Source organism: Brevibacterium sp. CCUG 69071 (assembly GCF_021023135.1).
Lineage (GTDB): Bacteria > Actinomycetota > Actinomycetes > Actinomycetales > Brevibacteriaceae > Brevibacterium.
Window position 1 is genome coordinate 13,954 of record NZ_PGFV01000004.1, and the last position, 26,057, is coordinate 40,010.

34 protein-coding genes and 1 tRNA gene are annotated in these 26,057 nt (G+C 63.7%); 3 read left to right on the forward strand and 32 right to left on the reverse strand.

What is annotated here, in order from left to right; translation table 11 throughout:
• Positions 1–5: 5 nt before the first annotated feature.
• The 25 genes from CV023_RS11745 to CV023_RS11860 all read right to left on the reverse strand — a co-directional run bounded on the left by CV023_RS11745 (position 6) and on the right by CV023_RS11860 (position 17,417).
• Positions 6–824 carry a P22 phage major capsid protein family protein gene (locus tag CV023_RS11745; RefSeq protein ID WP_230745890.1) on the reverse strand — a complete coding sequence of 273 codons (819 nt, stop codon included), beginning with the start codon at positions 822–824 and terminating at the stop codon, positions 6–8.
• A 42-nt stretch (positions 825–866) separates the two neighbouring features.
• The gene (locus tag CV023_RS11750; protein ID WP_230745891.1) at positions 867–1,520 is read right to left on the reverse strand and encodes a phage scaffolding protein; all 654 of its coding nucleotides are present in this window, start codon (positions 1,518–1,520) and stop codon (positions 867–869) included.
• Positions 1,521–1,591: 71 nt separating this feature from the next.
• The gene (locus CV023_RS11755) at positions 1,592–2,530 is read right to left on the reverse strand and encodes a hypothetical protein (protein WP_230745892.1); all 939 of its coding nucleotides are present in this window, start codon (positions 2,528–2,530) and stop codon (positions 1,592–1,594) included.
• Positions 2,527–3,996, reverse strand: coding sequence for a phage portal protein (locus tag CV023_RS11760; protein ID WP_230745893.1), 1,470 nt, complete (start codon positions 3,994–3,996; stop codon positions 2,527–2,529). Before CV023_RS11760 ends, CV023_RS11755 begins: the two co-directional genes overlap by 4 nt.
• 1 nt (position 3,997) lies before the next feature.
• Positions 3,998–5,683, reverse strand: coding sequence for a hypothetical protein (locus tag CV023_RS11765; RefSeq protein WP_230745894.1), 1,686 nt, complete (start codon positions 5,681–5,683; stop codon positions 3,998–4,000).
• Positions 5,664–6,164 carry a hypothetical protein gene (locus CV023_RS11770; RefSeq protein ID WP_230745895.1) on the reverse strand — a complete coding sequence of 167 codons (501 nt, stop codon included), beginning with the start codon at positions 6,162–6,164 and terminating at the stop codon, positions 5,664–5,666. Before CV023_RS11770 ends, CV023_RS11765 begins: the two co-directional genes overlap by 20 nt.
• 667 nt (positions 6,165–6,831) lie before the next feature.
• Positions 6,832–7,599 carry a hypothetical protein gene (locus CV023_RS11775; protein WP_230745896.1) on the reverse strand — a complete coding sequence of 256 codons (768 nt, stop codon included), beginning with the start codon at positions 7,597–7,599 and terminating at the stop codon, positions 6,832–6,834.
• Positions 7,596–7,889, reverse strand: a complete 294-nt coding sequence (locus CV023_RS11780; RefSeq protein WP_230745897.1) for a VRR-NUC domain-containing protein — start codon at positions 7,887–7,889, stop codon at positions 7,596–7,598. The genes CV023_RS11775 and CV023_RS11780 overlap by 4 nt, the downstream gene beginning before the upstream one ends.
• A 35-nt stretch (positions 7,890–7,924) precedes the next feature.
• Positions 7,925–9,103, reverse strand: a complete 1,179-nt coding sequence (locus CV023_RS11785; protein ID WP_230745898.1) for a hypothetical protein — start codon at positions 9,101–9,103, stop codon at positions 7,925–7,927.
• A gap of 27 nt (positions 9,104–9,130) precedes the next feature.
• Positions 9,131–9,262, reverse strand: a complete 132-nt coding sequence (locus CV023_RS18840) for a hypothetical protein (protein WP_269067358.1) — start codon at positions 9,260–9,262, stop codon at positions 9,131–9,133.
• Entirely contained in the window at positions 9,259–9,522 is a 264-nt protein-coding gene (locus tag CV023_RS11790) for a hypothetical protein (RefSeq protein ID WP_230745899.1), read from the reverse strand. Before CV023_RS11790 ends, CV023_RS18840 begins: the two co-directional genes overlap by 4 nt.
• Positions 9,519–9,815 (reverse strand): hypothetical protein, encoded by a 297-nt coding sequence (locus tag CV023_RS11795; RefSeq protein ID WP_230745900.1) that lies wholly within the window; start codon positions 9,813–9,815, stop codon positions 9,519–9,521. The genes CV023_RS11790 and CV023_RS11795 overlap by 4 nt, the downstream gene beginning before the upstream one ends.
• Positions 9,812–10,054 carry a hypothetical protein gene (locus tag CV023_RS11800; protein ID WP_230745901.1) on the reverse strand — a complete coding sequence of 81 codons (243 nt, stop codon included), beginning with the start codon at positions 10,052–10,054 and terminating at the stop codon, positions 9,812–9,814. The genes CV023_RS11795 and CV023_RS11800 overlap by 4 nt, the downstream gene beginning before the upstream one ends.
• The gene (locus tag CV023_RS11805) at positions 10,051–10,449 is read right to left on the reverse strand and encodes a DUF7574 domain-containing protein (protein ID WP_230745902.1); all 399 of its coding nucleotides are present in this window, start codon (positions 10,447–10,449) and stop codon (positions 10,051–10,053) included. Before CV023_RS11805 ends, CV023_RS11800 begins: the two co-directional genes overlap by 4 nt.
• 211 nt (positions 10,450–10,660) lie before the next feature.
• Entirely contained in the window at positions 10,661–10,831 is a 171-nt protein-coding gene (locus tag CV023_RS11810) for a hypothetical protein (RefSeq protein ID WP_230745904.1), read from the reverse strand.
• 2 nt (positions 10,832–10,833) lie between these two features.
• Positions 10,834–12,027, reverse strand: a complete 1,194-nt coding sequence (locus tag CV023_RS11815) for an RtcB family protein (RefSeq protein WP_230746530.1) — start codon at positions 12,025–12,027, stop codon at positions 10,834–10,836.
• A gap of 8 nt (positions 12,028–12,035) precedes the next feature.
• Positions 12,036–12,404, reverse strand: a complete 369-nt coding sequence (locus CV023_RS11820) for a hypothetical protein (protein ID WP_230745906.1) — start codon at positions 12,402–12,404, stop codon at positions 12,036–12,038.
• A 2-nt stretch (positions 12,405–12,406) separates the two neighbouring features.
• Positions 12,407–12,763 carry a hypothetical protein gene (locus CV023_RS11825; RefSeq protein WP_230745908.1) on the reverse strand — a complete coding sequence of 119 codons (357 nt, stop codon included), beginning with the start codon at positions 12,761–12,763 and terminating at the stop codon, positions 12,407–12,409.
• Between the two features lie 88 nt (positions 12,764–12,851).
• Complete coding sequence (locus tag CV023_RS11830) at positions 12,852–13,682, reverse strand: hypothetical protein (RefSeq protein ID WP_230745909.1); 831 nt, start codon at positions 13,680–13,682, stop codon at positions 12,852–12,854.
• Positions 13,679–13,930: a hypothetical protein gene (locus CV023_RS11835; RefSeq protein WP_230745911.1), complete on the reverse strand. Its 252-nt coding sequence runs from the start codon at positions 13,928–13,930 to the stop codon at positions 13,679–13,681. Before CV023_RS11835 ends, CV023_RS11830 begins: the two co-directional genes overlap by 4 nt.
• 308 nt (positions 13,931–14,238) lie before the next feature.
• On the reverse strand, positions 14,239–15,813 hold the full coding sequence (locus CV023_RS11840) for a DNA cytosine methyltransferase (RefSeq protein WP_230745912.1): 1,575 nt from the start codon (positions 15,811–15,813) through the stop codon (positions 14,239–14,241).
• 208 nt (positions 15,814–16,021) lie between these two features.
• On the reverse strand, positions 16,022–16,372 hold the full coding sequence (locus tag CV023_RS11845; RefSeq protein WP_230745913.1) for a hypothetical protein: 351 nt from the start codon (positions 16,370–16,372) through the stop codon (positions 16,022–16,024).
• Positions 16,369–16,539 (reverse strand): hypothetical protein, encoded by a 171-nt coding sequence (locus CV023_RS11850; protein ID WP_230745914.1) that lies wholly within the window; start codon positions 16,537–16,539, stop codon positions 16,369–16,371. Before CV023_RS11850 ends, CV023_RS11845 begins: the two co-directional genes overlap by 4 nt.
• Positions 16,540–16,716: 177 nt before the next feature.
• Positions 16,717–17,001: a hypothetical protein gene (locus tag CV023_RS11855; protein WP_230745915.1), complete on the reverse strand. Its 285-nt coding sequence runs from the start codon at positions 16,999–17,001 to the stop codon at positions 16,717–16,719.
• Positions 17,001–17,417 carry a hypothetical protein gene (locus tag CV023_RS11860; protein ID WP_230745916.1) on the reverse strand — a complete coding sequence of 139 codons (417 nt, stop codon included), beginning with the start codon at positions 17,415–17,417 and terminating at the stop codon, positions 17,001–17,003. The genes CV023_RS11855 and CV023_RS11860 overlap by 1 nt, the downstream gene beginning before the upstream one ends.
• Positions 17,418–17,644: 227 nt before the next feature.
• On the opposite strand from CV023_RS11860, the gene CV023_RS11865 reads away from it, so the two are divergent.
• Entirely contained in the window at positions 17,645–17,899 is a 255-nt protein-coding gene (locus CV023_RS11865) for a hypothetical protein (protein WP_230745917.1), read from the forward strand.
• A gap of 172 nt (positions 17,900–18,071) precedes the next feature.
• Here the strand turns inward: CV023_RS11865 and CV023_RS19155 are convergent, their stop codons facing one another.
• Positions 18,072–18,314, reverse strand: a complete 243-nt coding sequence (locus CV023_RS19155) for a MerR family DNA-binding transcriptional regulator (RefSeq protein WP_350309908.1) — start codon at positions 18,312–18,314, stop codon at positions 18,072–18,074.
• A gap of 107 nt (positions 18,315–18,421) precedes the next feature.
• Here CV023_RS19155 and CV023_RS19160 point away from each other — a divergent pair, with 107 nt between their 5' ends.
• Entirely contained in the window at positions 18,422–18,769 is a 348-nt protein-coding gene (locus tag CV023_RS19160) for a helix-turn-helix domain-containing protein (protein WP_350309930.1), read from the forward strand.
• Here CV023_RS19160 and CV023_RS11870 read toward each other — a convergent pair.
• Positions 18,728–18,800 (reverse strand) — tRNA-Arg (locus tag CV023_RS11870). The two genes, CV023_RS19160 and CV023_RS11870, sit on opposite strands and share 42 nt — an antisense overlap.
• 357 nt (positions 18,801–19,157) lie before the next feature.
• On the opposite strand from CV023_RS11870, the gene CV023_RS11875 reads away from it, so the two are divergent.
• The gene (locus CV023_RS11875; protein ID WP_230745918.1) at positions 19,158–20,990 is read left to right on the forward strand and encodes a phosphoenolpyruvate carboxykinase (GTP); all 1,833 of its coding nucleotides are present in this window, start codon (positions 19,158–19,160) and stop codon (positions 20,988–20,990) included.
• Between the two features lie 193 nt (positions 20,991–21,183).
• Here the strand turns inward: CV023_RS11875 and CV023_RS11880 are convergent, their stop codons facing one another.
• The 5 genes from CV023_RS11880 to CV023_RS11900 form a co-directional block, all read right to left on the reverse strand.
• Positions 21,184–22,191, reverse strand: coding sequence for a GNAT family N-acetyltransferase (locus tag CV023_RS11880; protein ID WP_230745919.1), 1,008 nt, complete (start codon positions 22,189–22,191; stop codon positions 21,184–21,186).
• Positions 22,192–22,208: 17 nt separating this feature from the next.
• Positions 22,209–22,493: a hypothetical protein gene (locus tag CV023_RS11885; RefSeq protein ID WP_230745920.1), complete on the reverse strand. Its 285-nt coding sequence runs from the start codon at positions 22,491–22,493 to the stop codon at positions 22,209–22,211.
• Positions 22,494–22,533: 40 nt separating this feature from the next.
• Positions 22,534–22,767, reverse strand: a complete 234-nt coding sequence (locus CV023_RS11890; protein WP_230745921.1) for a hypothetical protein — start codon at positions 22,765–22,767, stop codon at positions 22,534–22,536.
• Positions 22,764–24,164, reverse strand: coding sequence for an inorganic phosphate transporter (locus CV023_RS11895; RefSeq protein ID WP_230745922.1), 1,401 nt, complete (start codon positions 24,162–24,164; stop codon positions 22,764–22,766). Before CV023_RS11895 ends, CV023_RS11890 begins: the two co-directional genes overlap by 4 nt.
• 395 nt (positions 24,165–24,559) lie before the next feature.
• Positions 24,560–26,014 carry an aspartate aminotransferase family protein gene (locus tag CV023_RS11900; RefSeq protein ID WP_230745923.1) on the reverse strand — a complete coding sequence of 485 codons (1,455 nt, stop codon included), beginning with the start codon at positions 26,012–26,014 and terminating at the stop codon, positions 24,560–24,562.
• Between the last annotated feature and the right edge of the window lie 43 nt (positions 26,015–26,057).

Genomic DNA, 26,057 nt, shown 5'->3' on the forward strand with positions numbered 1-26,057 from the left:
CCCGATCAGGCTGCCGTGTAGACAGCGATAGCCTTCGGGCGAACAACCTTCGCGCCGTAGACGTGGAGACCACGCAGACGGTCAGCGAACTTGTTCTGAGCGCGCATGGCCTCGGTCTTCTGGATCTGCGAGACGTAGGCGAGCGCCGAACGGTGGAAGGCTGCGACCTGCGGCTTGTCGGTCTCCGGGAGGTTCTCGGAGCCGTAGCCTTCGAAGCGGAGGATGTTGCCGAGGGATGCGTTGCGCAGCCCATCGGTCGATCCGGACGCGTCGGCGTTGGTCATCTTCGAGTCGTGCTCGAAGAGCAGCGCCTCGAATTCGGCGTTCGCGACGAACACGCGCTGCTCGAATGGCACCGCGGCCTTGTTCAGCGCCTTCCGGAGGTCGCGGATGACGTTCCACGCGGACTTTGCGTCCGTCGCCGGGGCGCCGGGTGTGACCGCGGTTCCGTTGGTGACGGCGAGCGCGGCGAGGAACCGGTCGGAGTCCTGGACGAGTCCGTCGGCGGCCGACTTGGTGTACTCGTTGAGGTTGCCGGCGGCCTGGGCGCGGTCGATGTCGTCGACGTAGAAGTCGAAGTTCTTCTCCTGGTCAACGACGATGTCCAGTCCGGTGTCCTGGATGTCGTCCGCGGTTGTGGTGCGGTTGTTGGCCTTGTAGTCCTTGATCGTGATCGGGACGGGGCTGGTGATGTGCAGCGTGTTCCCGGATCGGAGATCGCCTTCGTACTCGCGGTTGGTGAGTCCAGCCCACACGGCGGTGTTCTGGAACTCGACGAGCATCTTGGACGACCAGATCTCCGGGATGAAATTGGTAATCGCCATGGCGATCTTCCCTTCTGGTTATGACAGCCCCGAGGTGGGGTGTCAGGCTTCGACCCGGCCTTCGTCGTAGGCCTTGGCGATCTCATTGGGAGACATGCCAGCGAGGTCTTGTTTCGTCAGCTTCTTCTTCCGTGGATGCTTGCCACGCCCGGAGTCGAAACTTGCGTTGCCGCCTTGCGCGGCGAGTTCGGGGTTTTCTTCCAGGAGTTCCGTAATGGCCTCCTGGATCTGCTCGGTGTCGACGTCCCCGTTCTCGTCAACATCGAAATCTGAAAGGTCGAGGAGCTTGATCGCAAGCGCCGGGTTGCGGAGCTTCCCTGCGGCTGCGGACTTCACCTCGGAGCGGATGACGCGTGCATTCGCGGCAGTGATCGCCTCGGCGCGGGCTTCGGCGCGGGCGTTCTCGAGTTCGTTCTCCTCGGCGGAGTTGTCCTTCGCAGCGAGCTGCCGTTTGAGTTCGGCGATCTCGGCTTCGCGTTCCTTCGCGAGCTTCTTCGCGTCGTTTCGTGCCGTCTTCATCCGGTCAAGGGCCTGCTTGCCCTTGTCACCGAGGTCCTCGGTGCCGTTGTCGTCCTCGGCGTCATCCTCGTCGTTGATCTGGTCGTTCTCGTTCGAGTTGTCTTCGTCGAGGTTGGTGTCCTCTTCGTCGCTATTCTCAACGAGCTTCGCATCCTGGTTCTGCTTGAGTTTGGGCATGGTGTTCTCCTCCTGCTTTGCGCATGGTGGGGTGCCGCCACGCTTGCCGTGGCGGCGGGGAAACTGATGGGTCAGACGAAGTAGCCGTACTCGGTGAGCAGGCGCGTGAATCGTTCCTTGTCGCCATTGGCGCGGCGCATAATCTCGCCGACTGAAAGTCGACGTTTCCCGGCCTTGCCGGCTTCTGAGGTGACTCGGTAGTAGCCGTTGCGTGTTGAGCCTTCGCTGGTGAACCTGCCCGATGCAGTCATGCCACGGCGGGCATTGATGACCTGGTTCATGTCGGCACCGTTACGTATCGCCTCGGCGCCGGACTTCGTGTAGATCCGGTCCTGTTCCTTCTCCGACAGTGCATCGAACGCCTGTTGGGGGTCTGTCGCTGTCTGAGCTGCCACTGTCGACGTCGCCGGGAAGTGCAGGCAATTGCAGTTCGGGTGGCGGAGGAACCCCGCATTCCAGCGGTAGAACTTTCCGGCGAGGACCGCGCACCGAGCGCAGCACCCGGCGGACACCACGCGCGTGTATCCGACGGACGTCTGAGTAGTGCCGATCCTGACCTGCGCAGACGCTCGCGAGGTGTCCGCGACTGCGTACTGGACGAGCTGTGCGAGCTCGAGCATCCCCCCGTCCATGGCATCTCGAACTGAGTGGCCACGGCCGATGTGGTCGAGGGCGTGGAAAGCGACACCGGCGAGCGCCGCGTCGAGTGTCGCCCCGGTGGCCGGCATGGTGCCGACAATCGCTGAGGGCCGGAGTCTGGCATCGAGTCCGTCGATGTTCTGGTCGTTGAACGCGAAGTCGATGTAGTCGTTGCTGTTCTCGATCGTCTTCGTCTGGGCCAGCATCACAGCGCCGATGACGCCAGCGGAGAGCGTCTGCCATGAGGCGACGATGGATCCGGGGTTGACGTGCTTCCACGCCTTCCCCGCACGTTCGAACGCGGCCGCCGTCATCTTCTCGGTGTCCGCCTTGTGGCGGGCCGCTGCCTGGACGACGTCGGCGGTGCTCATTGCTCGGGTTCGGGTGTCTCAGGCTGGTTGAATACGCCGGGGTTGCCGGTCGTGGCCATGCGGTTGATGACGCCGAGCGGATCCTGTTCCTGCTCTTCCTTGATCATCTTCATGACCCGGTCAATTTCGTGCGGGGGCAGACCGTCCTGCTCGAGGAGGTACTTCATCGGGTAGCCGAGCTGCTTCTTCTTGAGCAGAGCATCCGCGCGCTGCGCATCAGACCGATACTGCGGGTCCGCCCACATCGGGGTGCCCGCCGCGATCGCATCGGCATCCCTCTCCGAGCGGCCCATGGCCAGCGCGGTGAGGTAGTTGATGGTGCGCACGTCCTGGTTGACGAAGAGAATCGACTGCCGGGCGCGGGACACAAGACCGGCCTCCGAGATCGTCAGCGCCTCCGCGGCGGTGTTGACCATCTTCCCGGACAGGTAGTGCGGCGGAGTGCGGGTCTGAGCTGCGATGTGCTCGACGGCCTGCTGCGTGACTTCGAGGAACGGGCCGATCTGCGCGGCCGACCACTCGTGCGGCTTCGCATTTTCGTCGGGAACCCAGAGAACCTTCTCGCCGGTAAGACTGTCGAGGTCCACTGGTCGATATCCGGCAATCTGCCCGTCTTCGCCCAGGATCGGTACCTCGGGGACGTCGGCGCCGGTGATAATCCGCTGAGGCAGGGACACCATGTCGAGAGCGTTCAGCAGGTACGCCCAAGTGAGGTTGATCGCGTCCTGCATGGCCATGACACCCGAGATCTCTGAAATCGGCTGGTCAGGTCGGAGGAACGACCGGTTCTTCATTTCCACGATCGGAACCTGGCCGAGCGGGTTACGTGCCGGCCACGTGTCGTCAGTGTTGTAGTGGCGGGGTTCCCACCCGGTGCCGATGTCGACGGGGCGACCCATGCGCGCTTCACGGTCCTCGGAGGTGTTGCGCTGGAACTTCCATACCTCGTCAGCGGTGTACAGGGTCGCGTACTCCCACTTATCGTCAGCCCACATGATCAGCGCCGCGCGACGTTCCCCTGTGGCCGGGTCCTCGTCAACGATGGTCTGCTCGGGGTGCTCGAAAGTGATGCGAGGCCGGTCGACACGATCCGTCGGCGACACGAGCGCGAATGCACGAGCAGCAGCGGAGCGAACGGCGAGCGCCTCCTGGATTCCTGCGTCTGCGCCGGTCGCTTCCCAGGCGCGCGCGAGGCCGGTGTCGGCGCCGAGCTTCTCGGCAGGGCGGAGGCCGAGGTAGACCATGCGTTCACCGACGGCCTCGACGACGGGGGCGCACCAGTTGTCCGTGAACCCCTTGTAGCGCTGCTGGAAGCTCTCCTTGAACTTGTCGGAGGCGAAGCGGAGTCGTCCAGTCTCACCGGTGAGGTAGTTCATGCGCTTCGAAATGTCACCGCGACGGAGCTGCATTGCCTGCGAGAGCTGGTCTGTCACCTGCTCTGCCTGCTCAACCGAGAGTGTGGGCATGTCACCTCCATTTCGTCGATGTGCCGGTGTAGATCGTGGACTTCTTCGTGATCTTCGCCCCCGACTTCACCGCGTCGAGCGTGGCCTGATGCGCGAGAACCGAGGACATGGTGAGGTCGATCTTCTGATCCTCGGAAGCCTTCTTGATGTAGTACTTCCCGAACCCGCCGACAGCCGATTCGACGGCGTTCCTGATGTGGATCGACACTGTTTCGTCGCCGTCGTGGGTGAACTCGGACTCCGGGTCGACGACGGTGAGCTTGAACGCTTCAAGTGCCTCGAACATCTGCCCGAGCCGGTTCGTGGCGAACTCGACGATCACATCGCCGTACTTCGCTGACCATTCGGCGAGCTCGGTGCGGTAGCCGAAGGGGTCGAAGTAGGCGCGGACAACCTCGAACTCGGAGAGGATGTCGGCGAGTGCCGCGTCGACCTCGAGGCGGGGAATGCGGCCGTCCCACTTCCGTGGATCCCAGATCGTGGTGCGGGTGCCGCCGTGGTAGGTCGGGGTGAACTGGTGGAAGTCGAGTGTTTCGGCGCGGAACCCGGTCCAGTCGTTCGTCTCCGAACCATCGAAGCCGAGGCAGATCTTCGTGCGAGGCTTCACCTCGATGCGAGGTTCGGCTGCGCGGAGATCCCACACGGTCTGTTTGATCCAATGCGCGGAACCGGCGACGATGCGGTTGCCGTAAAAGCGCTCGGCCTCCGCGGGATGCTCGCGCATGAGGTCCTTGGCGGTCTTCTCGATGTCGCGGAGGTCCACCCACGGGGAGAACTGGTAGTTGTAGCGGAAGATCTGCATCCGCTCGTCCGGCTTCTCGAAGTCGAGGTGCTTCGGCGGCGGGAAGTGGTGGACATAGACGTCGTCGAGGCCCGACTCCATCGTGTCCTTCTGCAGCCACGAGGACTCTGCCGGGTCCGGTGGGTTCGACGACTCCACCATGCGGCCTCCCATGCCGCCGAGACCGCGGAGGAGGGTGCGGTTGAACTTCCGCATCTTGTTCGAGTCCGTGTACAGGCCGGTCTCGTCGGGGAACGCCGCGGAGATGCGGGCGCCGAGCTTCGAGTCAGCTTTCGAGGTGACAATCTCAATGAGAGAGTCGCGGTTGCCGTTCGGGTGGCGGATGAACTCCTCGCCGGTCTTCGGGATGACGTTGGCCAGCGGTCCGAAATCGATCATCGGGACGAGAGCGCCCCACGTGTTCTCCACCTGGTCTTCGACGACCGCGGCGAGCTGGATGCGGGGAGTCGCGCGTGGGCGCCCCATCGGCTCTCCGGCCATGAAGTCGTACTCCCACCCGCACGGACATCCATGCGCGGCACACCGGTACGTCTCGCCTCCGGCGGCGAAGCCGTCGAACTGGGACGGGCCGACGAACTCGATCAGAGCGTGGCCGGCAATACCGGGCGATTTTCCGATCTTCTGCGCCGCCACCCACGCTGAGCGCCGGTAGTGGAACGCCGAGGCGAGCTCTCCGCGCTGCGCGTCGGGGCGGACGATGTAGTGGTTGGCCAGGAAGATCTTGTGATCGATCGTCGGCTCGAACATCTCGCCGGACATGTCGCCGTCTGGGACCACTGCGTGATTGGCGAGCCAGTCCGCGAGGAAGTACCCAATGGTGGTCGTGGGGTGCGGGATCGAGTAGTTCGGGCGCGGGACCTTCCGGTCAGCCTGCACCGTCGTCACCCGCAGACGGGAAGAGATCCGCGATCTGCTGAGCGGTCGACTTGCGCGGCTTCGACTCCACCGCCGGCGCCGCGGCCTCCGACTTCTTCTGCAGCTCCTCCGTGGACGCATACCGCCACTTGTGCCGCGCCATTCCGGAGAGGTTCACGCCGAGGTCCTCGGCCATGATCCGCATCTGCGTCAGCCGAGAGGCTGGAACGTCGAATTTCTCCGTTTCGATCGACACGAGCAGTCGAACGTAGATCGCGAGCGTCACGTGCTGGTGCTGGGACTCCCAGACGATGGACTGGCCCATCTTCCAGAACTTCTGCCAGAGCTCACGCTCGCGGTCAGTGAGACCAGGCTTGAGTGGCCAGTTCGGTGTCCGCCGGCGGTCGACATGCTCGGGGAGCTTGATCCATCCGTCCTCGTTGCGCCGCTGACGGTACGAGTTCAGGTCTGCTGGCGGGCCACTACGGGCGCGCGCGCCTCCTGATGTCATGGTCGATTCCTCACTTCCGGCACCCTTGCGGCACCATCAAAGCGAGGCCTTGCGCCTCGCGATTCGACCCGATTTGCACCCGTCCTGACCTGGGGTTTCGCGATTTTTTGAACCCGTCGCGGACTATTTAACCCTCTCCGGCGGTCTCAGATAAAGACAAGGCAGGGGGTCATCCCCCGGGGGCAGTGGTGGCAAGTAGTCCTGCCAATTAGAGTTGCCGGAAACCGCCGGGCTGGTGGGCTGCTGTCTCGGCCGAGTGGCACGGATGACACAGGCCCCGCCCGTAGATCGGATCGTTCGGGTTGAGCCCGGCGGCCTCGAGCTCTCGGCGTGACTTCGGATGGTGGTCGGCGTCCGTCGATGGACGACGATGACAGAGAACGCAGATCGGATCGCGTGCGAGCACTGCCTCACGGAACCGTCGTCGGTGCCTGCGACCATAGCCTCGTGCGGTAGCCGAGCCACGTGCACGCTCGGCGGTACGGGCGCAGTCGGCGCATAGCCTCTCGCCCTTGGGTATGAGATTCGGGCAGCCCTTGCCGTTGCAGACCTTCTTCACTGACTGCCTCCGAACATGACAGAAGGCCTGACCGGATGAACCGTGTCAGACCTTCATCGCCACCTCTGGTGACTCTACGAGAATCGTATGGGACAAAGGCAAGAATGTCTAGGCCCGCAAGGATCTGGCCTTTCGGCGTGTCGTGCGCATCATCACTGCACGAACATCACCAAGTCGATACAGTCTCGTGCCTCGCTGATCCTGACCAACAGCATTGAGCATCACGCGATCATGAGCATCACGTCGAGTCGTCCACTTGCGTGCTTGCTCATAGGTGATCTGCTCACCAGCTGCACGCAACGTGTCGACCACACGAGACAGCGGTGCTTCATAGGCTTCGATGCGCCTGAGTCCTTCACGCCTGCGAGCACGCACATCAACCTGCACCTCACACCTCGGGCACACCACCACGTCCTCACCTATGGCAGGCCACAGCTCCACACCACAGCCAGCACTCGGGCACGTGCCAGCGAACACACGCTCGGGTGCGATGTCGATCTGACCAAGACCAGCAAGACACTGCTCGAGCAGACGATCATGCCAGGCCTCCGCATCCTGATGCTTGACCACCCAATCCCTCAGTGGATGCAGGCTGGCCACGAGCTCGGGCACAGTCAGCATCCGGAACACAGGACGCTTCTGCTCATGAACCCACGCACCGAGGATGGACCTGAGCACCACGGTGATCTCATCCACCACCTCGGCGGCACCGATACGGAACATCATCGGCACAGCATCCGATGACCTGCGCTCACCCTGCGGTGTCGTGGCATCCTGCCTGAGCACCGTCACCTCGAGCTCCTTGACCAACGGTGCACACATGCGGATCAGGTCAGGCAACGACGCCGATCGCACCTCACGGGAATCCCACATCATCGTCCTCTCAACTCACTCTCGATACGACCACTCACCCAATCGCGGGGCCGCCAAATATCTGCGTCAGCATCTGCCTGTTTCAATGCGGAGATCCACACCTTCTGCTCCGGCCTCAACGTCCCCGTCTCCGACTTGAGCTCACGCCACAAGATCCGACGCTGCCGAGGATGGACGATGACGAGATCCGGGAATCCTGGTGCGGACCGCCTGCTGTCGTGGACGTGGTAGCTCAGCCAGCCCATGCGTTTGGCCAGCTCGAGGATCTGATCCTGCAGCTGTCTCTCCGTCATGGACTTCGCCTGCAAGGTTCGATAGTCCTGCAGCTTCACCGTCTCCTCCTCCCTGACTTCTTCCCAGGCTTAGTCACAGCGGCAGAAGGTGGCGCCGATCGTACCGTCCCAGCCCTGCCCGTACCGTCACGTACCGAACCCGTCACCGACCCGTCCCGACCCGACCCGGCATATCCAGATCCTGGATGCACCCGACTTGCTGGAACCTGCTGGAACCTGCTGGGTGGCTCTGCGGGGTCACACTCCGACTGGTTGATGTCGGGCGGTCCCTTCGGTCCAGAGCCGGTGTCTGCGGGGTCACGCTCTGACTGGGTGTCAGGCTGTCCCTCGGACCAGACTGTGTTCACCGCGGGGTCATCACACGACAGGGTGTCGCGCGGTCCCTCGGGCCAGTGAACGTCTCCCGCGGGGTCTCGCTCCGCCTGGGTGGCGGATAGTCCCTCGGACCGGGATGCAGGGTTCTCAGGTGTCCTCTGTGCTGCCGTGCCGGCGTCACGGCCAGGCGGTACTCGCCCAGCCTTCACATCGGGCTCGGCAGCGGTGGGGAGGACGATGTTGTTGGAGGTCACGTACTCATGGGTGCGCAACCACTCCAACGTCTTCGGTTTGAAGTACGGGGACTTCGGCGGGGGCATCATCTGCTTCTCACGATGAGCCCTGGACGCATCGAGCAGAGCCGCATTACACCTGCCGCAGGCGACCACCATGTCGTTTGGTGACTGCACCTGCTTCGTCAGATGGTCATACGTTCCTGCCTTCTGTCCGCGCCGATCCCCTTGGAAGTTGACGACGAGGCCACAGTAGCGGCACGCGTCACCGTCGCGGAGGCGCACGGGGATCGTGAGTGCAGGGTTCGAGTTGTCGAGCTTGCGCTGCCGTTCCCATTCGATCTCCTCTCTCGTTCGCATGTGGATGAAGGTGTCGTCCTCGATGAGCCTGTAGGCGCGTCTGCCTTCCCCGTCAGTCACCTCGGTGAGGTAACCCGCGGCGATAGCTACGCTGATGAGCTCGGGGGCACGAGTGTGGCCGGCCATTTGGACGGCCGTGCCGTGGCTGATGATGTAGTCGGTGAGGTGGGCGGTGGATTGGAGTGCGCAGCGGAGGACGAACCCGAACGCCTCGTTGACGAGACGGTCATCGACTCTCGTGTCTTCGAGGACGCCGAGGACGACGGGGTGGTTGGCGGCGGTGTCGCCGGTCCTGAGCCATGGCATCCGATTCGTCTCCTGTGGTGTTGGTGATCAGTGGGTGGGGTCGAAGTGGCACGTGCACCCGCATGAGGCGAGCGCATCCGTGTCGTCGTCCCAGGCTTGGCCGTCGCACTTGCGGTGGTTGTCGTCTCGGCAGTCAGGGCTGCGCAGGACCGAGGTCATGGACTCTCCTTTATGAGGTGCTTGCTGTGGGTGGGGACGTGGTCTTGCCAAGGGCGGCCATGTGAGTACTCTGTTTGCACGATCACGCGGTTGAATTCTTTATCCCAGTCGATCTGCTCAACCATGGCTTGAAGGTTTCCGAAAGCATGGTCGATTTGCTGACCCGCTTTCCGTGCCGCCTCTCCGACTGTCCGAAGTGCGCCACCGATTCGCCTCCGGTTGTCGTCCAGGTGGTATTCGAGCCATATCTCGTCCGTCATTCCTCCCCAATCAGTGCGGTGATCGCGGCACGGGCGTCTTCCTCGAATGCATCCCAGCGGCTATCTTTCAGCTTCTCAAGCTCCGCCGGTTCCTCTGCTGAGAACGTCACGCCGACGAGCGCCCGCGCCACCATCTCGACTGCCTCGTCGGTGCGGAGTTGATCGCGCTGCCAGCGGGCGCCGTTTGCGAACGTGTCGGGACGGTTCATCGAATCCCACATCAGGTGGTCGCAATCCTTGTGGAGCTGGCATTGCGGTGCTGCGGCCCTCTTGGCTTTCTCGTCCCAGTTCATTGCTTCTCCCACCATCCGGCGATGACCTTGTGTTCGCATTCCTCGCAGTGTGGTTCGACGGTCAGGTCCAGGACGTCGATGATTGCTTGGGCCGAGTCGAGAAGTTGGGCGCGGTCGTGGTCCGTTATCTCTCCCCACTCGACCGGCTTGTCAAGGTCGAGCTGCTCGGCTGCGAGCCTTGCGGAGTTTGCGAAGTGCACCTTCGCGATCCTGTCCCGCAGTTCGTTCTGGTCACTCATTGCCGCGCTGCCCTGATAGCTGCCCGGATGTGGGCCTCGGCTTCGACTTTGTCGTTGCCTCCGAGGAAGTAGGAATCGGTGGCCCACTTCTTGTAGGCACGGATGAGCGCGTCGGCGTCTCCGTTTTCCATGTCACTGAGTGAATCGATGTCCTGTCCGGGTCCATAGCAGGAACATCCGCTGTCTGAGAACCAGTGGTATCGGTGGCCGTCGTGCCATGCTCCGAAGCATTCCCATTCGTAGCTACCTTCGTCCTTGGAAAAGACGTTGCTGAGCCCGGGGATTACCTCGTCCGGTTCGAGTCCGGAAGCGAACCCGGTGCGTAGTTTGCGGTGGGCCTGCACTGGATCCATGATCTCTCCGCTGAGTGCAGTGTCTCGTTCAATGTTGCTCATGGTTGCGCTCCTTCTACATAGGTTTGATCGACCCAGACGCGGCCGCAGCAGTGGCAATGCCAGCCGACGGTCTCCGGGCTGCACAGGTCTTCTCCGATGACGATCGGTTCCTTGTGCTCGTGGAGGCACCGGACGATCACGAGTGGCTCTCGGTCGCAGAGACGCTTCTCCTCGATCGACTCGTGCGCGCAGTCGTCGTGCCCGGGTTGCATCACGGTTCCTGGTCCTCAGTCACCTCGGTGACGAACGGGGTACGCAGCGCCCGCACAAGCTCGGCTCGGCTGCCATTCCAGAAGACGACGTGACCAGCAGTGAACTCGACCCCATCCGCCTCGATCGTCAGCACCTGCCCGGTGATCGTCTTCACCCTGTACGTCGCCATGATCAATCGCCTTTGACGTTCACGACTTGGTGGAAGGTGTGGCGGATTTTCACCAGGTCGGAAGCATCGTCCATGACCTGGTCGATGTCCTTGTACGCCTGGGGAATCTCGTCGATGAACGCATCCGTGTCCCGGTATTCGATGCCCTTCATCGCCTCACGCAACTGCTCATGAGTGAAGGTCTTCCGCGCCTTCGAGCGCGAGAAGTTCCGGCCAGCACCATGCGGGGACGAGTTGAAGCTCATCTTGTTCCCCAGGCCCTCCACAACGTAGGACGCGGTGCCCATGGAACCGGGGATGAGACCGAGCTGCCCCTCACGGGCAGAGATCGCACCCTTCCGGGAGATCCAAAGGTTGCGGCCGAAGTGGTGCTCCTTCTGCGTGAAGTTGTGGTGGCAGTTGATGCGCTGCGTCTCCTCCACCTCAGCACCCATGTGAGTAGCGAGGGCTTCGAGGACGCGGTCCATCATCTCTTCACGGTTCAGCAAAGCGAAGTGCTGCGCCCAGCCCAGTTCGGCAATGTAGTGGTCGAACTCTGGTGTGCCCTCGACGAGGTACGCGAGGTCCTTGTCGGGCAGGTCGATCCAGTACTTCTTCGCGACGTCCTGGGCGACCTTGATGTGGTGCTGGGCGATCTTGTTGCCGATGCCTCGGGATCCGGAGTGGAGGAACGCCCACACCCGGGACTCCTCGTCGAGAGTGATCTCGATGAAGTGGTTGCCGGAACCGAGAGTGCCGAGCTGTTTATCCCAGTTGGTGGCGTAGTCGTTGAGGTCCCGGTGGTGCTTCCGGCATTCCGCGTCCCATAGGTCGAGGAGTTCGACGCGTCGGGCATGCGCGGTATCGGTCATGACGGTGTTGTAGTTGCCGGCGGAGAGTGGCACGCGGGACTCGATGATCTCCCGCAGCTTCCGGACGGCGGGGACACCGCCGACGTCGTAGAAGTCGTGGCCGGTCCACTGGGTGCGGACCGCGATCATGCCACACCCGATGTCGACACCCACCGCGGCGGGCATGATCGCCCCATCAGTGGGGATCACCGAACCGACCGTGGCACCCTTGCCGAGGTGCGCGTCAGGCATGAGCGCGAGATGCGGATGCACGAACGGCATCACCGAGGTGGCGAGCGCCTGGTTCTTTGTGTCGTCCTCGAGGATGGATGCCCAGTTGTAGAGCTTGGGGGCGAGTTGGTTGATAGTCATGGTCAGTCCTTTACTTCGTCGTAGGTTGCGTGGAAGATATCGGGTTTGCAGGGGTAGAACTCACCCTGGACGCCTCGAATCACGTAGTCGCCGAGATTGACCCAGTGGCCACCCTCAAGGGTGGCGATCACCATTCGCCCGTCTCGCGGGTCGATAGAGATGCCTGACTCCGGCCAGTGCGCGTCTTCGTCGCCCCTGAGGATCGGGAGGCAGTCAAAGGTTCCCATCGTGTTCGCCTCGACCCAGTGAAAGATGCCGTTCATCCGGGCGCTGGCATCGCGGGCGTCTTTTGCCTCGACCTCCGCCTGGGTAGGTACCCGTCTCGCTTCGATCTCAACGGGCTTCTTGCGGTACTTGCGTGGTTCGGTCATGGTCAGAGTCCTGTCTGGGCGATGGGTCGGGCGTGGACGCCGTCAGTGGATGGGCCGGGGTCGCCGTCGTAGCCGGCGACGTAGTGCTGGTGGTCGGACATGTCGTGCGGATGCCAGCAAACTTTGTCGCCGTACTTGATGTCTTCCACCTTGACGGGTTCGACGAGGTCGACGCTGGCCTGGGCGGCGACGGTGGCTATGAACGCGCGGCGCATCGCCTCGGCGAGCTCACGTTCGGCCTTCTCCTTCTCGAGCTGCTTGATCCGCCGGCGGTACACGCGGCGCGAGTAGTCTGCGATGCAGAACGAGATGACCGCGATGACAATGGTGAGCAGTGAGAGTGTGAGACTGGGACTCATTTCCTTGCCTTCCAGTGCTGGCGGATGATGATGAGCTTCGCCGCGAGGTGCGCGGGAGCAGCGATGAGCTTGTCGATGAGAGGGAGCATCACTGGAACCCCCGCACGAGTTCCTGGCCGACACCCGAGAGAGCTGCAGACCATCCGTCACGGTTCTGGCGTCTGGTGTCGGCGACGAGCATCTTCTCCTGCTCGTCGGCCGGGGTGACAGGGTTCGTCGCGAGACCGTAGAACCGTTTCCCGCACGACACCCGCCACAGAGAAGCGGTGATCTCCTCGATCTCGATCTCCCCTCCGAACTTCTTCGACGAATCGAGGAACACCTTTAACCGGTCCGCCGGCACATCAGTCGTGCGAGTACTCCGCGGGTTCTGACCCGCCATGGACTCGAGGATTTGCACCGCCCTCGCGAGCGCCTGCGTGGGCTCGTTGACGGGGAGAGTGATGGACTTGCCCTCGAAGAGACCAGTGCGGTCGGTGGCGCGGATCCGGATCTTCTCCGGGCCGACACCGGTGACAGTGAGCTCCATCTCCGGATCCCACGATTCCTTCGGGGTGAGACCGGCGAAACCCATCAGCTGGGTGGCCATGGTTGGGGAGAGCATGATCGAGTCCGCGAACACGTCGCCCGTCACCCGGGCGCCGTCGATGGTGGCGGTCTTGCACACGATCATCGTCAGCCCCGACGTCGTCACAGTGAGCAGGTTCTCGCGTGTGAAGACGAGACCCACCATGTAGTTCGACGACTCCGTGTCCTTCGGGACGTGCGGGAGGGCTGCGGCGAGCGCCTGGGTGAGGTTGACAGGATCGATGCGTGTGCCGAGGTCGCGGGTGATGCGGCGAGTCTCGCGGGCCTGCTTCCCGTCCATGAAGCCCTTGACCACGGCGAGGTGGTCGTCGGCGTCCTTCTTCGCGTTCATACCTGCTGTTCTCCGATCTTGTGAGCGGGGCTTATTGCGAAGCTGCGGAGAGTTCGTGGGCTGTTCGGGACTCCGCGTTCGATTGTCTGGAACACGATCGCGACAGGACTATCGCCGTCTGGAACTCCGTGGATCTCTAGGGAGCCTTCGAGGACTGTGTTGGGGTTGATGCCGGTCACGGCGTTGAACAGGTCGAGGAGAGCCTGGTAATCGACACTGTCGACGTCGCGTTTGGTGATCGTTGCCATGATCAGTTCGTCTCCATCGGGCGGGTGTGGCGGCAGTCGGGGCAGCACCAGCCGTTGCCGTTCTTATGGCCGGCGGTGCATGCGATCGACGTGGTCCCGCACGACTGGCACGGGAACACCGGGTGGTCGCAGTACTTGTGGGAACAGTGCTTACTCAGCGCCATTGGTCTCCTCCTTCGGAGAATGATCACAGTTCGTACAGCAGCCTCGGCCGCGGTCTCGGGTGAGGCCCTTGCAGGCGACGAGAGTGCCCGCGCAATTGCGGCAGCGTGCCCACTTGTCGCGGGTGGACTCGACCTTCGGTATCGTCATGACGCCTCCTCGAGCAGTGAGGCCACGGCCACGCGGATCAGATCCCGTGCTGCTGGCGGGGTGACGGCGTTGCCAGCCATGCGCACCTTCTCCCGCTTGTTCCCGAGGAGCAGATACTCGTCCGGGAATGCCATGCCGAGCATGATCTCGTGCGGGGACAGCATCCGGAACAGGCAATCGTCGACGTTGATCGGACCGACGCTCACCGGTTCGGCTGTCGCGAGTCCGTGGTGGTTGCCCGCGGCGGCGAACGTGTCGAGCGGATCCGTCAGCGGCTTCGGCCGGTTGTTGTTCCGGAGCGGGATAACCACGGCTTTCGACTCCGACGTGTGCATCGTGCGGAACACCTCGGTGTCCGGCCAAATGCGGTAGTAGTCACCTCCCCGGCGGGGATTAGTGCTGTCGTAGGTGTTGCCTGCCGCCTCGAGATGGAGGGCGGGCAGAAGGAGACCGTGAGCTTCACGGGTGGTGAGCGTGCGTAGCGGGTCCGTGGCCGGATGAGGCTCGGTATGCCACGTTCCCCCAGCAGGGACGAGGAGCGCAGTCTCGTTGCGGGTCGTCTGGGTGCGCATCGCCTCGGCGATAGATCGTGCGTCCTTCCCGTCACGTCCCTCCACCGGGACGAGCAGCGACGCGTGCAGGCCGCCAGCCACGAACGTGGGCGAGGGTTCCGAGAGCCGCGTTGATCGGGACTCGTCGGCACCGGAGACGTTGTTGACGATCATCGGCTCGATGTACTTCCGCAGACCGGCCTCGATGCGCTTCATCGTCTTCACCGCCAGCGGCTTCTTCCGGTCCCCGATGCGCTCTGTAGGCAATGACCAGTCGATCACCGACGACGCCGGCAACCAGCCCGGCTCAACCACCGCGTTTCGGCACAACACTGAGGGGCACCGCCACACGTACTGTGTCCGGTAGCGGCCCCACCTCGGCTCCTTCTTGAACACCTGCACCGCGGTGACCATCTCGTCGCAGTGCGAGCAATACGCCTGCGGGCGGAGGCGGTCGAAGTCCGGGCGTTTGTTGCCCTTTCGCCAGAAGATCACGTACATGCGGTCTCGTGACTGCGGAGCCGGGAGGCCGAACGCCTGCGCATGCATCGAGTTCATGTACACGACGTGATGCTCATAGCCGAGGGAGTCCATGGCCATGATCCAGGCGTCCCACATCACCCACTTGCGCACGTCGATGACGTTCTCCGTGATGATCAGCCGGTACTTGTGGTGCTCAGCAAACCTGGGCACGTCCCACATCGTCGCCCGGGAACGCTCGGCAGCCTGGTCCGGTTTGTCGAACAGGGACTCCGCCTGCAGCTGCCGCTTCACACCCTTCGCCTGCGAGTGGTTCGTGCACTCGGGTGAGGCCCAGAGAATGTCGGAGTGAGGGAAGTATCGAGGGTCGATCTGAGACACGTCGGCGAGCACGTGGTCAGCATCCTGATGGTTCGTGTTGTGGGTTTCGATCGCGAGATCCCAATGATTTGTCGCAACCTTCACCTCGACGCCCGGCACCGAGAGGGCACCAGTCGATGACCCTCCCGCACCGCAAAACATGTCTGTGAGCGTCAGCATGGTGGCTCCCGCAGTTCAAGGGGGTTCACGTTGTTCACTCGTGGCCACACGCGCTCGGCCAGCTCGATCGCGTCCTCGAACGTCCACACCGAGGCGTAGTACTCGTAGGCCTTCGTGAGACTGTTCCTGGCGTGCACCTCCCAGAACCGTCGGGAGTGCGGAGCACGTGTCACGGTCGGTCGTTCCTGGCGGACCTTCACCGGATACCTCACGGCTGCTCACCGTCCTCAATGTTCAGCCAGGCCTCATCGATGACTTCGTAGAGCCACATCGGTTTGCCCTGGTTCCGACCAGCAGAGTCACGGTTGATGATCGTGCCGGCACGCTCGATGACCCTGTGCGAACGCAGGTAGCTGTACCGGGCCGAGAGCACGCGCGGATCCACGGAGAGCCCGTACTGATTCGCGAGCTGAGTGCGTACCTTGTTCGGGTCGAGGAACCCAGCATCACGGCGAGCAACACGGCGCATGGCTGCGTCGATGCGTTTCTGGTCCTCGACGTGAGTGGAGATGTTCACGGCGTCGATGACGGCGTCCCGCTGCCCTTTCACCGGGCTCATCGGTGATCACCGGCATCCCAGGCGGCCGAGACGATGCCGAGGCCGATCACGCCGGCGCCGAGGAGGCTGAGGCCGTTGATCGTCAGCGTGGCCGCCGAAGCGATGATGTACAGCACCGCGCCGATAAGGATGAGGGGCAGGAACAAGGCGAAGAAGCGGCGCTTCACGAAGATCTGCCTCCTGATTTCGGCACGATCTGGTGTCGTGTCAGTGTGTTGGTCTAGAGTGATGTTCACGATCGATCCGATCTACTCGGCCCTCGCCCTGCACGGCGGGGGCTACTTCATTTCTCCGGGGTGTTCAGGTGGATGCCGGGGCTTCCCCTTCCGCCAGCACCCACCCGCCTATGGGGTGGACTCGTCCGCGTCGAGCAGGGTCCGAACCTTGTCGATGACCTCGACCTCGACAATCGCCCTCAGCGCGAGCAGCGCCTCATCGGCGTCGTCGTAGATCGTGCGGATCTGGTCACCGATCGCGAGAGTGCTCCCGACGTCGTGGCTGTAGTCGACGGAGAGCCGCTGCACTGCGTTAGCCAGATCCGTGAGGCGGTGGTGAGTCTCGATCTTGAGATTGAACACCGCATCGACGAGCTCCTGGGTAGCCTCGTCAGGCATCTCCTTGCGTTCCATCAGTCGCAGTCCGTTCGGTGACGCATGGACTCGAGCAGCGACGGCGGAACCGTCGGCTCCGGGAGCTTCCGGACGGCGAGTTCAACACCGTCGAGCGCTGTGGCGATCTCCTGGGCGCTTACCGACACCGGGATGCTCTCGGCACTTCCGTCAGAGCCGAATGCCACCTTCTTGGGCGGGTACTTGGCAGCCTCGTGGACAGTTCCGAGCTCCCGTTCGTCGCGCAGAATCTCCTCGATCGCAGCCGTCGCCGAGGCGAGGACACTCTCGATGCGGTCGAGGTGCTGCGCGGCGAACCCGTCACGACGAGCAGCCGGGTACTCCTTGACGACGTGCGCGAGATGGTAGGCGAGGTCCGTGGCCTCCTTGAGGCGGACCGGACGGCGAACATCTGCGGGCGTGACTGGTGTGGTCATCGTTGATCACTTCCTGACTGGGTGAACGGATTGTGGTGCGGCCGACGCAGTGACCCCTCACTGGCGGCCGCACCTGTGGCACCTGACTCCTCGACCGGGCATGGATAAGACCCGGGAGACGTGTCAGGCGCATCCCTTACGATGTCCCCAACGACAGAAGTAGGAGCTTCCGCCGTTGCTGTAGGCGCCGATAACCGGTCAGCGCCGTAACCCGTAAGGGAAGAATCATGTCCTCGGAATACCGCTTCGTCACGTTCCGTCAGCCGGCGACGGCTCTCATCCCCCCAGAAGCAGGTGCAGCGAAGTCCTTGACTCTCGACCTCGTGAATTCCATTCCCGAGATTTCGGAGCAGATGGACGGGTGGGATGTAGTCAACACGCAAATCGTTCCGATCAGCGGAGAAGAGATCCTGATCATCTTCACGCTCACCACGAAGGTCAATGTTCCCGAGGGAGGCGAATTCTGGGGCGGCGCGGTTTAACAGTGTCGAGTTCATGCCGGCCGCCTCATCGCGAAGATCGATCGGCGGCTGCGCATGATACGCGGGAGCCGAGACCAACGGACTCTCGTGATGGATCCGGATTTGATCTGAGAGACACCGACACGTTCAGCGACGAGAGTGCCGACGGTGGCTTTGCTGATGTCGAAGCGACTCATGACGCCACCCGCTTCGATGCGGGGGCGGGCTGTTCACCCGTTGTCGGTGAGGATCCTGCGGCGAGCGCCTCGACATCTTCTCTGATGTATCGGCGGTGCCCACCTGGGGTGCGCGAAGACTCGATGCGGCCAGCCTTTTCGTAGTCCCGGAGAGTCTGTGGGTGCACTCCTACGATCCGAGCTGCGGCGGCCACCGTGAGGCGGTCGTCGGCCGAAACTTGAGTATGCTTAACTTTCATGAGGATGACTTAAGCACAGTGGTGAAAGTTAAGTCAACTCATTTTGGGTGTGTCGTACCTAGATTCTTAACCTTGCGCAACTTTACTGAAGGTGTCATAATCTCGATATGAACACTTACACGCAAGCGGTGACTTCTCCCGAGCCTGGTCTGCGCGTCCCCGAATGGTCCCTCGCTGACCGGCTGCGCAAGATTCGCGTCGACAATGGGTGGAGCCAGAAGCAGATCGCGCAACACCTGGAAGTCGGAAGTAGCGCCTACTCCCAGTGGGAAGCCGGCAACGCTAAGCCACGTGACATTGTGGCGGTCGCGAATCGGCTTGAGCTCCTCGCTCGAGTACCGGCGACGTGGACACTGGGCTTGAATGCAGAAAACCGCCACCCGGATGGTCCGAATGGCGGTGTTTCTTCTCGGTGCGCCACGAGGGATTCGAACCCCCAACCTTCTGATCCGTAGTCAGATGCTCTATCCGTTGAGCTAGTGGCGCATGTCGACCGGACTCTCGCCCTGCAACTCGAACAACTATACACACGGTGTTCACCCAAGCTCAAATTCGTCACCCGTGCGCTTCGCCACATTCACCAAGACCGGCGGAACCGCCTCGGCGAGGGTGGCGCAGAAGCGCGGATTTCAGGGGATCTCAAACTGAGCAAAAATGCGTCACATATAAGAAAAGAAACGTCACATCATTGCTTCATTCACGTCAACAGGGCCCTTCTTGTGACCCAATGCACATCTTCGCGTTACCGGAAACCGCGATTTTCGCGCGGCGCCGAGTCCTACGGTGGAGATGTACCAACCGCTCGGCGGAACCCCGCACCCCCGATTGACCAGGAGACCACTCATGACTGTCCTCGACCATGACGTCGTCGCTGACCAGCTGAAGAACGCACCGACCGCCAACGAGTCGGTGCTCGAGTTCGTCAGCCGGATCGCCACCCTCACCACCCCCGATGACATCGTCTGGGTCGACGGTTCGCAGGAGCAGAAGGCTCTCATCACGGACCAGCTGGTCGCGGCGGGAACCATCGTGCGCCTCACCGGCACCAAGGACTCATACTACGCCGCCTCCGATCCCGAGGACGTCGCCCGCGTCGAAGACCGCACTTACATCTGCTCGGTAGACGAGAAGGATGCCGGCGCGCTGAACAACTGGGTCGCCCCCGCCGAGATGAAGGAGACCCTGAATGGTCTCTTCGACGGTGCAATGCGCGGTCGCACCATGTACGTCATCCCCTTCGTCATGGGCCACGCCGAGGCGGACCAGCCGATGTTCGGCATCGAGGTCACCGATTCGCCCTACGTCGTGCTCTCCATGCTCGTCATGGCCCGCTCCGGTAAGTACGCACTCGACGCGATCGAGGCCCAGAACGCCTCCTTCGTCGAGTGCGTCCACTCGGTCGGCGCCCCGCTCGAACCGGGTCAGGACGATGTCGCCTGGCCCTGCAGCTCCACGAAGTACATCACCCACTTCCCCGAAGAGCGCTCCATCTGGTCCTTCGGCTCCGGCTACGGCGGCAACGCGCTGCTGGGCAAGAAGTGCTACGCGCTGCGCATCGCCTCGGCGGTCGCCCGCGACGAGGGCTGGCTGGCCGAGCACATGCTCATCCTCAAGCTGACGAGCCCGGAGGGCGAGGTCAAGTACATCGCCGCCGCGTTCCCCTCGGCCTGCGGCAAGACCAACCTCGCCATGATCGAGCCGACCATCCCCGGCTGGAAGGCCGAGACCCTCGGTGACGACATCGCCTGGATGCGCTTCGGCGAGGACGGCCAGCTCTACGCTGTCAACCCCGAGTTCGGCCTCTTCGGCGTGGCACCGGGCACCGGCTACACGACCAACCCGACCGCGATGCGCGCCATCGAGGCCGGCGGCAACATCTTCACCAACGTCGCGCTGACCGATGACGGCGACGTGTGGTGGGAGGGCAAGACCGACGAGAAGCCCGCTCACCTCACCGACTGGAGGGGCAACGACTGGACGCCAGAGTCCGAGACTCCGGCCGCCCACCCGAACTCGCGCTTCTGCACCCCGATCGAGAACGTGCCGACGCTGGCCCCCGAGTGGACCAACCCCAACGGTGTGCCGATCTCGGCGATCCTCTTCGGCGGCCGCCGCAAGACGACCATGCCGCTGGTGACCGAGACCAAGGACTGGAACCACGGCGTGTTCATGGGCTCGGTGCTCTCCTCGGAGACCACCGCCGCCGCGACCGGAGCCGTCGGCGTCGTCCGCCGCGACCCCATGGCGATGCGTCCCTTCATCGGCTACAACGTCGGAGACTACCTGCAGCACTGGCTCGACATCGGCAACACCGCCGGAGCCCAGCTGCCGAAGATCTTCTACGTCAACTGGTTCCGCCGCGATGCCGACAACTCGTTCCTGTGGCCCGGATTCTCCGAGAACTCGCGCGTTCTCAAGTGGGTCTTCGAACGCGTCACCGGATCCGCCGAGGCCGTCGAGTCCCCGCTGGGCCTGACCCCCGTCGAAGGCGGCCTCGACACCGAAGGCCTCGACTTCACCGACGAGCAGCTGCGCAAGGCGCTGGCCATCAAGCCCGAGGAATGGGAGACCGAACTCGGACTGATCGAGGACTGGTACGCCGAACTCGGCGATTCGGTTCCCACCGAGCTGCGCGCCGAGGTCGACAACCTCCGCGAGCGTCTCGGTCTCGCCTGAGGCTCAGCGCGGGTCAGAATTCTCGCAGCGACCGGCTCCGGCCGGCACTGACAATCCCCCAACCCTCGCCGAGGCGGTTGGGGGATTGTCGTGTCCGTGACCAACATCGGGTGGCGGAGGGCCCCGGAAGCGGCCCAGAAGACGCATAACCTCGCGAGAGTGACACGTCCTACAGGAGCACCGGTAGGACGTGTCACTCTCGCGGCGTTATGTGTGCGGCCAGTGGTGCGCGGCCGGGTGCAACATGTGTCGGCGGTGCTGCGTTGCCGGGCGTTGCGTGTGGCTCCGAAGGCATAGTAGACGCCGGTCGCCGGAGGTCGGTCGCTTCGCCGAGCGATTCGAACCCCGCAGACAGGTAGGCCGCGACCGCGGCAACGTTCGACGACGGGGTCGCCACCATTGCGCTCGACGCGCCCATTCCGCGCAGGGCCTCGGCCGCGGCGAGGGTGATCGCCCGCCCATGCCCACGGCCACGATGCTCCTGATGGACGCCCAGGGGTTCGATGATCCCGGGCCGTCGCGTTCCAGCCGACCAGATCGTCGTCGCCGCAACGGCCGACCCGCGTTCGTCGTAGCCGGCGAGGCATCGGCCATGGCGATACGCATGTCCCCGCGCCATCTGATGCCAGCGCTCAGTGGACAGCGATGCTCCGGGGAACGCCGACGCCTCCACCCTGATGCGATCCTCGACAAGTTCCCACCCGACAACCCGGATGACGAGCGCCCCGGGCGGCACAGGACGAGCCAGGTCACGATGCAGAGGGGTCCACGGCTCATCGTCCGACCACCCGCGCTGGGCGAGCACTCGGGCCAGTGCACCTCCGAATCGGGCTTCGACGATGCCTGCGCCGGCAGGCAGCAGATCGTCGAGCCGTGAGACGAGATCATCGGCGATGTCGGAGGCGAGCTCGTCGTCGTCGAAGAGTTCAGGGTCCATGGCCATACGGATCAGCTCGGTCTCGTCGAGGAAGCCGACTGCAGCAATCTGCTCCGACCGTGACCTGGCCTGATCCCGTGACTGAGCCCGTCCCCATGTCCAGACTCGGAGGGCGCGGGCGAGCGCCTCGGTGCCGAATCTCTCATACCACCCGAGATCTCCGGGATGCACCTGCATCGGTGCGCCTTCCCGCTGCCATGATGACACGGCGTCGATGATGCCCGGCAGGTCGTCGACCGTCGGCGTTGACATGGTCGCAGTCATAGCCGCACGCTAGCACGTCATGCGGTCTGGCCCTGATCTGGCCCCGACCTGGCGCCGAAGTCATCCGACTGCGGGTTCCACCTCGTCACCGGAGTCACGACGAACATGGTGACCAGCGCAGCGACGAAGAGCCACGAGACCACGGCAGCGCCGAGGGTCTTGAGCAGACTCGTCCGCAGCACCACTCGGCCGATTCGCTCGAACTCCTGCCGCCACTTCTCGAGGCGTCTCGGGTTCGCCTCGGCGCTGTCTTTCAGAAGATCGGGGGTGAGATCGGCGCTGTCATCCTGGGATCTGACCACACTGCTGAATCTACCTCGGCTCGTCGGCTACCCGCGGTCCTCAGGCTCCGTGGAGTGCGGGCACGATGAGGTAGACGCCGAGCAGCACGAGGAGACCGCAGATGCCGAAGACCGACCAGTAGCCGAGCCGTAACAGCGGCTTGGGCCGTCCCTCGGCGAGGAGGTCGACATGGACGGCACGCATGCGCACGGCCGTCGAGTAGAGGGTGATGACGACGATCGCCGACACCCAGGTCGCGACCGCGACGATGAGGAATGAGCTCCACTCGATCATTTCGCGTCTCCCTTGTCAGTCTGCTGCGAAGCTTCGGTCTCGCTTGGTCCGGCGGCACCACCCGGACTGCCGGGAATGCCGGAGCTTCCGGGTCCGCCGGCGGCGGTCGAATGCTCGTCGACGGCGGTCGCCTGACGACCACGGGAGGCGCGGCGCTTCGCCTTCGCCGCCTGTTTCTCGTCCCAGGCTTCGCGGCGGTCCGCGCGCTTGGTTTCGGCGCGCTTGCGGTTGCGGTCCTTGCGCAGCTTGCGCTTGCGCCCGCGGATGTTGACCGCCTCGCCGACGGTGTCGAAGTTCGAGATGTCGGTCTCTTCGCCGCGGCGCGAGCTGAGGAAGATCCAGAGCACTGCAACGACGGCGATGACGGTGTCGATGATGACGCCGACCACGCCGAGGTGAGCGACGAATGCCGCCGCGGCACCGACGATGGCGGCGGCGGGGATGGTCAGCAGCCAGCCGGAGGCGATCCGTCCGGCCGTGGACCATTGCACATCGGCGCCCTTGCGTCCGAGCCCTGAGCCGAGCACCGATCCTGAGGCGACCTGGGTCGTCGACAGCGCGAATCCGAGGTGCGAGGAGGCGAGGATCGCAGCGGCGGTCGAGGTCTCTGCGGACAGGCCCTGGGCGGGCTTGACGGTCGTCAGCTTGGTTCCGAGGGTGTCGATGATCCGCCAGCCGCCGACGTAGGTGCCCAGCGCGATGGCGAAGGCACACGCGGTGATGACCCAGATGTGCGGCCCGGTCCCGTGTTCCTGCAGGTTCGCGGAGACGAGCACCAGCGTGATCACGCCCATGGTCTTCTGGGCGTCATTCGTGCCGTGGGCGAGCGCGACGAGGGAGGAGGAGAAGATCTGTCCGTACTTGAACGGCGCCCGGTGGGCGGTCTTCCCGTCGTCATTGCGGCGGGTGATCGAGTAGGCCAGCCGGGTGCACAGATAGGCACCGACGCCGGCGATGATCGGGGCGGCCAGGGCCGGGAGAACGACCTTGGAGAGGAAGACTCCGAAATCGACGGAGTTGAGTCCTGCACCGACGATGGCCGCGCCGATGAGGCCGCCGAAGAGAGCATGGGACGAAGAGGAGGGAAGGCCGAAGCGCCAGGTCGCCATGTTCCAGATGATGGCGCCGATGAGTCCGGCGAGGATGAAGTCCGGGGTGATCTGGACTCCCCCGCCGCCTTCCTTGATGATGCCGCCGGAGATGGTCTTGGCCACCTCGGTGGAGAGGAAGGCCCCGACGAGGTTGAGCAGAGCGGCGAGGGTGACCGCCGCCTTCGGCTTGATCGCCCCCGTGGCGATCGGGGTGGCCATGGCATTGGCCGTATCGTGAAAGCCATTGGTGAAGTCGAAGAACAGTGCCAGTGCGATGACGAGCACGACGACGAAGATGATTTCCACTAAGCGACCTTGGGCGTAGACACAATTCGGACCGTGGATGATTCAGCTGGCAGGCAGCGGCCTCAATCCCGCAAAAGTCTACCGCCAACTTCGCCGGAACTTCATCCAGAATTCGAGGTGATTCCACCTCGTTCACCGAATATTCACCTATCAGCAGGGCGAGTGTCTTCTAGCGACCGAGGTAGGCGCTCTCCGGTGACCAGGGCAGATGCCTCCCCGGGACCGACACAGAATGAGCGCTGCCCGGGCAGAGAATACCTGAGTATTCTCCACTCGGACGGGGCAGGAGTCACACGGCGATCTCGAACCGCAGCAGGGCCCGAAGAGCAGGCCCGCAACAGACCCGCAACCGGGCCTGAAGAGCTGGCCCGAACCGCACCTGATCGCCGAGGTTGTCAGCTCACATAGCCGTCGGCGACGTCCAGCGCCCGGTCGAGGACCTCGAGTCCGAAGCGGACGTCCGCATCGGGGGTGTTGAGCGGCGGGACGACGTGGATCCGGTTGAAGTTCGCGAAGGGCACGACACCTCCGGCCTTGATCGCGGCGATGACCTCGTTCATCTCCGGTGAGCTGCCGCCGTAGGCCGCCAGCGGCTCCTTCGTCGTCCGGTCCTTGACCAGCTCGACGGCCCAGAAGCAGCCCATTCCGCGCACATCGCCGACGGAGGGGTGCCGCTGTGCGATCTCCCGCAGGGCCGGACCGATGATCTCGCGGCCGAGGCGGTCAGCGTTGTCGACCATCCCCTCGTCGTCCATCGCGTTGATGGTCGCCACTGCGGCCGCGCAGGCCAGCGGGTGTCCCGAATAGGTCAGCCCGCCCGGGTAGACGCGGTCGCGGAAGGTCTCGAAGATCTCATCGCTGATCGCGACTCCCCCGAGCGGCACATAGCCGGAGTTGACGCCCTTGGCGAAGGTGATGAGGTCCGGGGTGACATCCCAATGGTCGACGGCGAACCAGCGACCGGTGCGGCCGAAGCCGGCCATCACCTCGTCGGCGATGAAGACGATCCCGTACTTGGCGGTGAGCTCTCGCACGCCTTCGAGGTAGCCGGCAGGAGGTCCGTAGATACCGGCGGTACCGGGCACGGTCTCCATGAGGAGGGCCGCGATATTGCCCGGGCCTTCGAGCGTGATCATGTCCTCGAGGTGAGCCAGCGCCCGCTGCGTCTCCTCGGCCTCGGAAGTCGAGTTGAAGTAGGAGCGGTACTGGTAGGCGGGCATGAAGTGGACGATGCCCTCGGCCGAGTAGTCGTTGGCGAAGCGCCGGGGGTCGCCCGTGGCATTGACGGCCAGCTGGGTTCCGCCGTGGTAGCTGCGGTAGGCGGAGAGCACCTTCGTCCGTCCCGTGTGCAGGCGCGCCATCCGGATCGCATGCTCGTTGGCATCGGCCCCGCCGTTGGTGAAGAAGACGTGGTCGAGGTTGCCGGGGGTGCGTTCGGTGATCAGCCGGGCCGCCTCGGAGCGAGCATCATTGACGTGCTGCGGTGCGATCGTGCACAGTTTGCCCGCCTGCTCCTGGATCGCGGCGACGACGCCCGGGTGCTGGTGGCCGATGTTGGTGTTGACCAGCTGGGACGACATGTCGAGCAGCTTCCGCCCCTCCCCGTCCCAGACGTATGGGCCCTCCGCGTCGACGATGGTCATCGGCGTGAACGGTCCCTGCGCCTGCCAGGAGTGGAAGACGTGCGCCCGGTCGAGCTCATAGGCGCGCCGGCCCGCGGCGAGACTGCCCTCGCCGATCCGGGCAGCGTCGATCCGGGCGGCATCGGCCCGGGCGTCGTCGGCACCGGCACCGTCGGCCGGAATCGGCAGTTCGGCCGACTGCAGATCATCTTTATTCATCGTCGTCATGGTGGCTCCTTCGCCGAGGTGGTTCGTCGTCGTGGTGCGACAT

Coding starts and splice junctions, on each gene's coding strand:
- CV023_RS11745 (WP_230745890.1), bottom strand. CDS start 824: ATGGCGATTACCAATTTCATCCCGGAGATCTGGTCGTCCAAGATGCTC.
- CV023_RS11750 (WP_230745891.1), bottom strand. CDS start 1,520: ATGCCCAAACTCAAGCAGAACCAGGATGCGAAGCTCGTTGAGAATAGC.
- CV023_RS11755 (WP_230745892.1), bottom strand. CDS start 2,530: ATGAGCACCGCCGACGTCGTCCAGGCAGCGGCCCGCCACAAGGCGGAC.
- CV023_RS11760 (WP_230745893.1), bottom strand. CDS start 3,996: ATGCCCACACTCTCGGTTGAGCAGGCAGAGCAGGTGACAGACCAGCTC.
- CV023_RS11770 (WP_230745895.1), bottom strand. CDS start 6,164: ATGACATCAGGAGGCGCGCGCGCCCGTAGTGGCCCGCCAGCAGACCTG.
- CV023_RS11775 (WP_230745896.1), bottom strand. CDS start 7,599: ATGATGTGGGATTCCCGTGAGGTGCGATCGGCGTCGTTGCCTGACCTG.
- CV023_RS11780 (WP_230745897.1), bottom strand. CDS start 7,889: ATGACGGAGAGACAGCTGCAGGATCAGATCCTCGAGCTGGCCAAACGC.
- CV023_RS11785 (WP_230745898.1), bottom strand. CDS start 9,103: ATGCCATGGCTCAGGACCGGCGACACCGCCGCCAACCACCCCGTCGTC.
- CV023_RS18840 (WP_269067358.1), bottom strand. CDS start 9,262: ATGACCTCGGTCCTGCGCAGCCCTGACTGCCGAGACGACAACCACCGC.
- CV023_RS11790 (WP_230745899.1), bottom strand. CDS start 9,522: ATGACGGACGAGATATGGCTCGAATACCACCTGGACGACAACCGGAGG.
- CV023_RS11795 (WP_230745900.1), bottom strand. CDS start 9,815: ATGAACTGGGACGAGAAAGCCAAGAGGGCCGCAGCACCGCAATGCCAG.
- CV023_RS11800 (WP_230745901.1), bottom strand. CDS start 10,054: ATGAGTGACCAGAACGAACTGCGGGACAGGATCGCGAAGGTGCACTTC.
- CV023_RS11805 (WP_230745902.1), bottom strand. CDS start 10,449: ATGAGCAACATTGAACGAGACACTGCACTCAGCGGAGAGATCATGGAT.
- CV023_RS11810 (WP_230745904.1), bottom strand. CDS start 10,831: ATGGCGACGTACAGGGTGAAGACGATCACCGGGCAGGTGCTGACGATC.
- CV023_RS11820 (WP_230745906.1), bottom strand. CDS start 12,404: ATGACCGAACCACGCAAGTACCGCAAGAAGCCCGTTGAGATCGAAGCG.
- CV023_RS11825 (WP_230745908.1), bottom strand. CDS start 12,763: ATGAGTCCCAGTCTCACACTCTCACTGCTCACCATTGTCATCGCGGTC.
- CV023_RS11830 (WP_230745909.1), bottom strand. CDS start 13,682: ATGAACGCGAAGAAGGACGCCGACGACCACCTCGCCGTGGTCAAGGGC.
- CV023_RS11835 (WP_230745911.1), bottom strand. CDS start 13,930: ATGGCAACGATCACCAAACGCGACGTCGACAGTGTCGATTACCAGGCT.
- CV023_RS11840 (WP_230745912.1), bottom strand. CDS start 15,813: ATGCTGACGCTCACAGACATGTTTTGCGGTGCGGGAGGGTCATCGACT.
- CV023_RS11845 (WP_230745913.1), bottom strand. CDS start 16,372: ATGAGCCCGGTGAAAGGGCAGCGGGACGCCGTCATCGACGCCGTGAAC.
- CV023_RS11855 (WP_230745915.1), bottom strand. CDS start 17,001: ATGGAACGCAAGGAGATGCCTGACGAGGCTACCCAGGAGCTCGTCGAT.
- CV023_RS11860 (WP_230745916.1), bottom strand. CDS start 17,417: ATGACCACACCAGTCACGCCCGCAGATGTTCGCCGTCCGGTCCGCCTC.
- CV023_RS11865 (WP_230745917.1), top strand. CDS start 17,645: ATGTCCTCGGAATACCGCTTCGTCACGTTCCGTCAGCCGGCGACGGCT.
- CV023_RS19155 (WP_350309908.1), bottom strand. CDS start 18,314: ATGAAAGTTAAGCATACTCAAGTTTCGGCCGACGACCGCCTCACGGTG.
- CV023_RS19160 (WP_350309930.1), top strand. CDS start 18,422: ATGAACACTTACACGCAAGCGGTGACTTCTCCCGAGCCTGGTCTGCGC.
- CV023_RS11875 (WP_230745918.1), top strand. CDS start 19,158: ATGACTGTCCTCGACCATGACGTCGTCGCTGACCAGCTGAAGAACGCA.
- CV023_RS11880 (WP_230745919.1), bottom strand. CDS start 22,191: ATGACTGCGACCATGTCAACGCCGACGGTCGACGACCTGCCGGGCATC.
- CV023_RS11890 (WP_230745921.1), bottom strand. CDS start 22,767: ATGATCGAGTGGAGCTCATTCCTCATCGTCGCGGTCGCGACCTGGGTG.
- CV023_RS11900 (WP_230745923.1), bottom strand. CDS start 26,014: ATGACGACGATGAATAAAGATGATCTGCAGTCGGCCGAACTGCCGATT.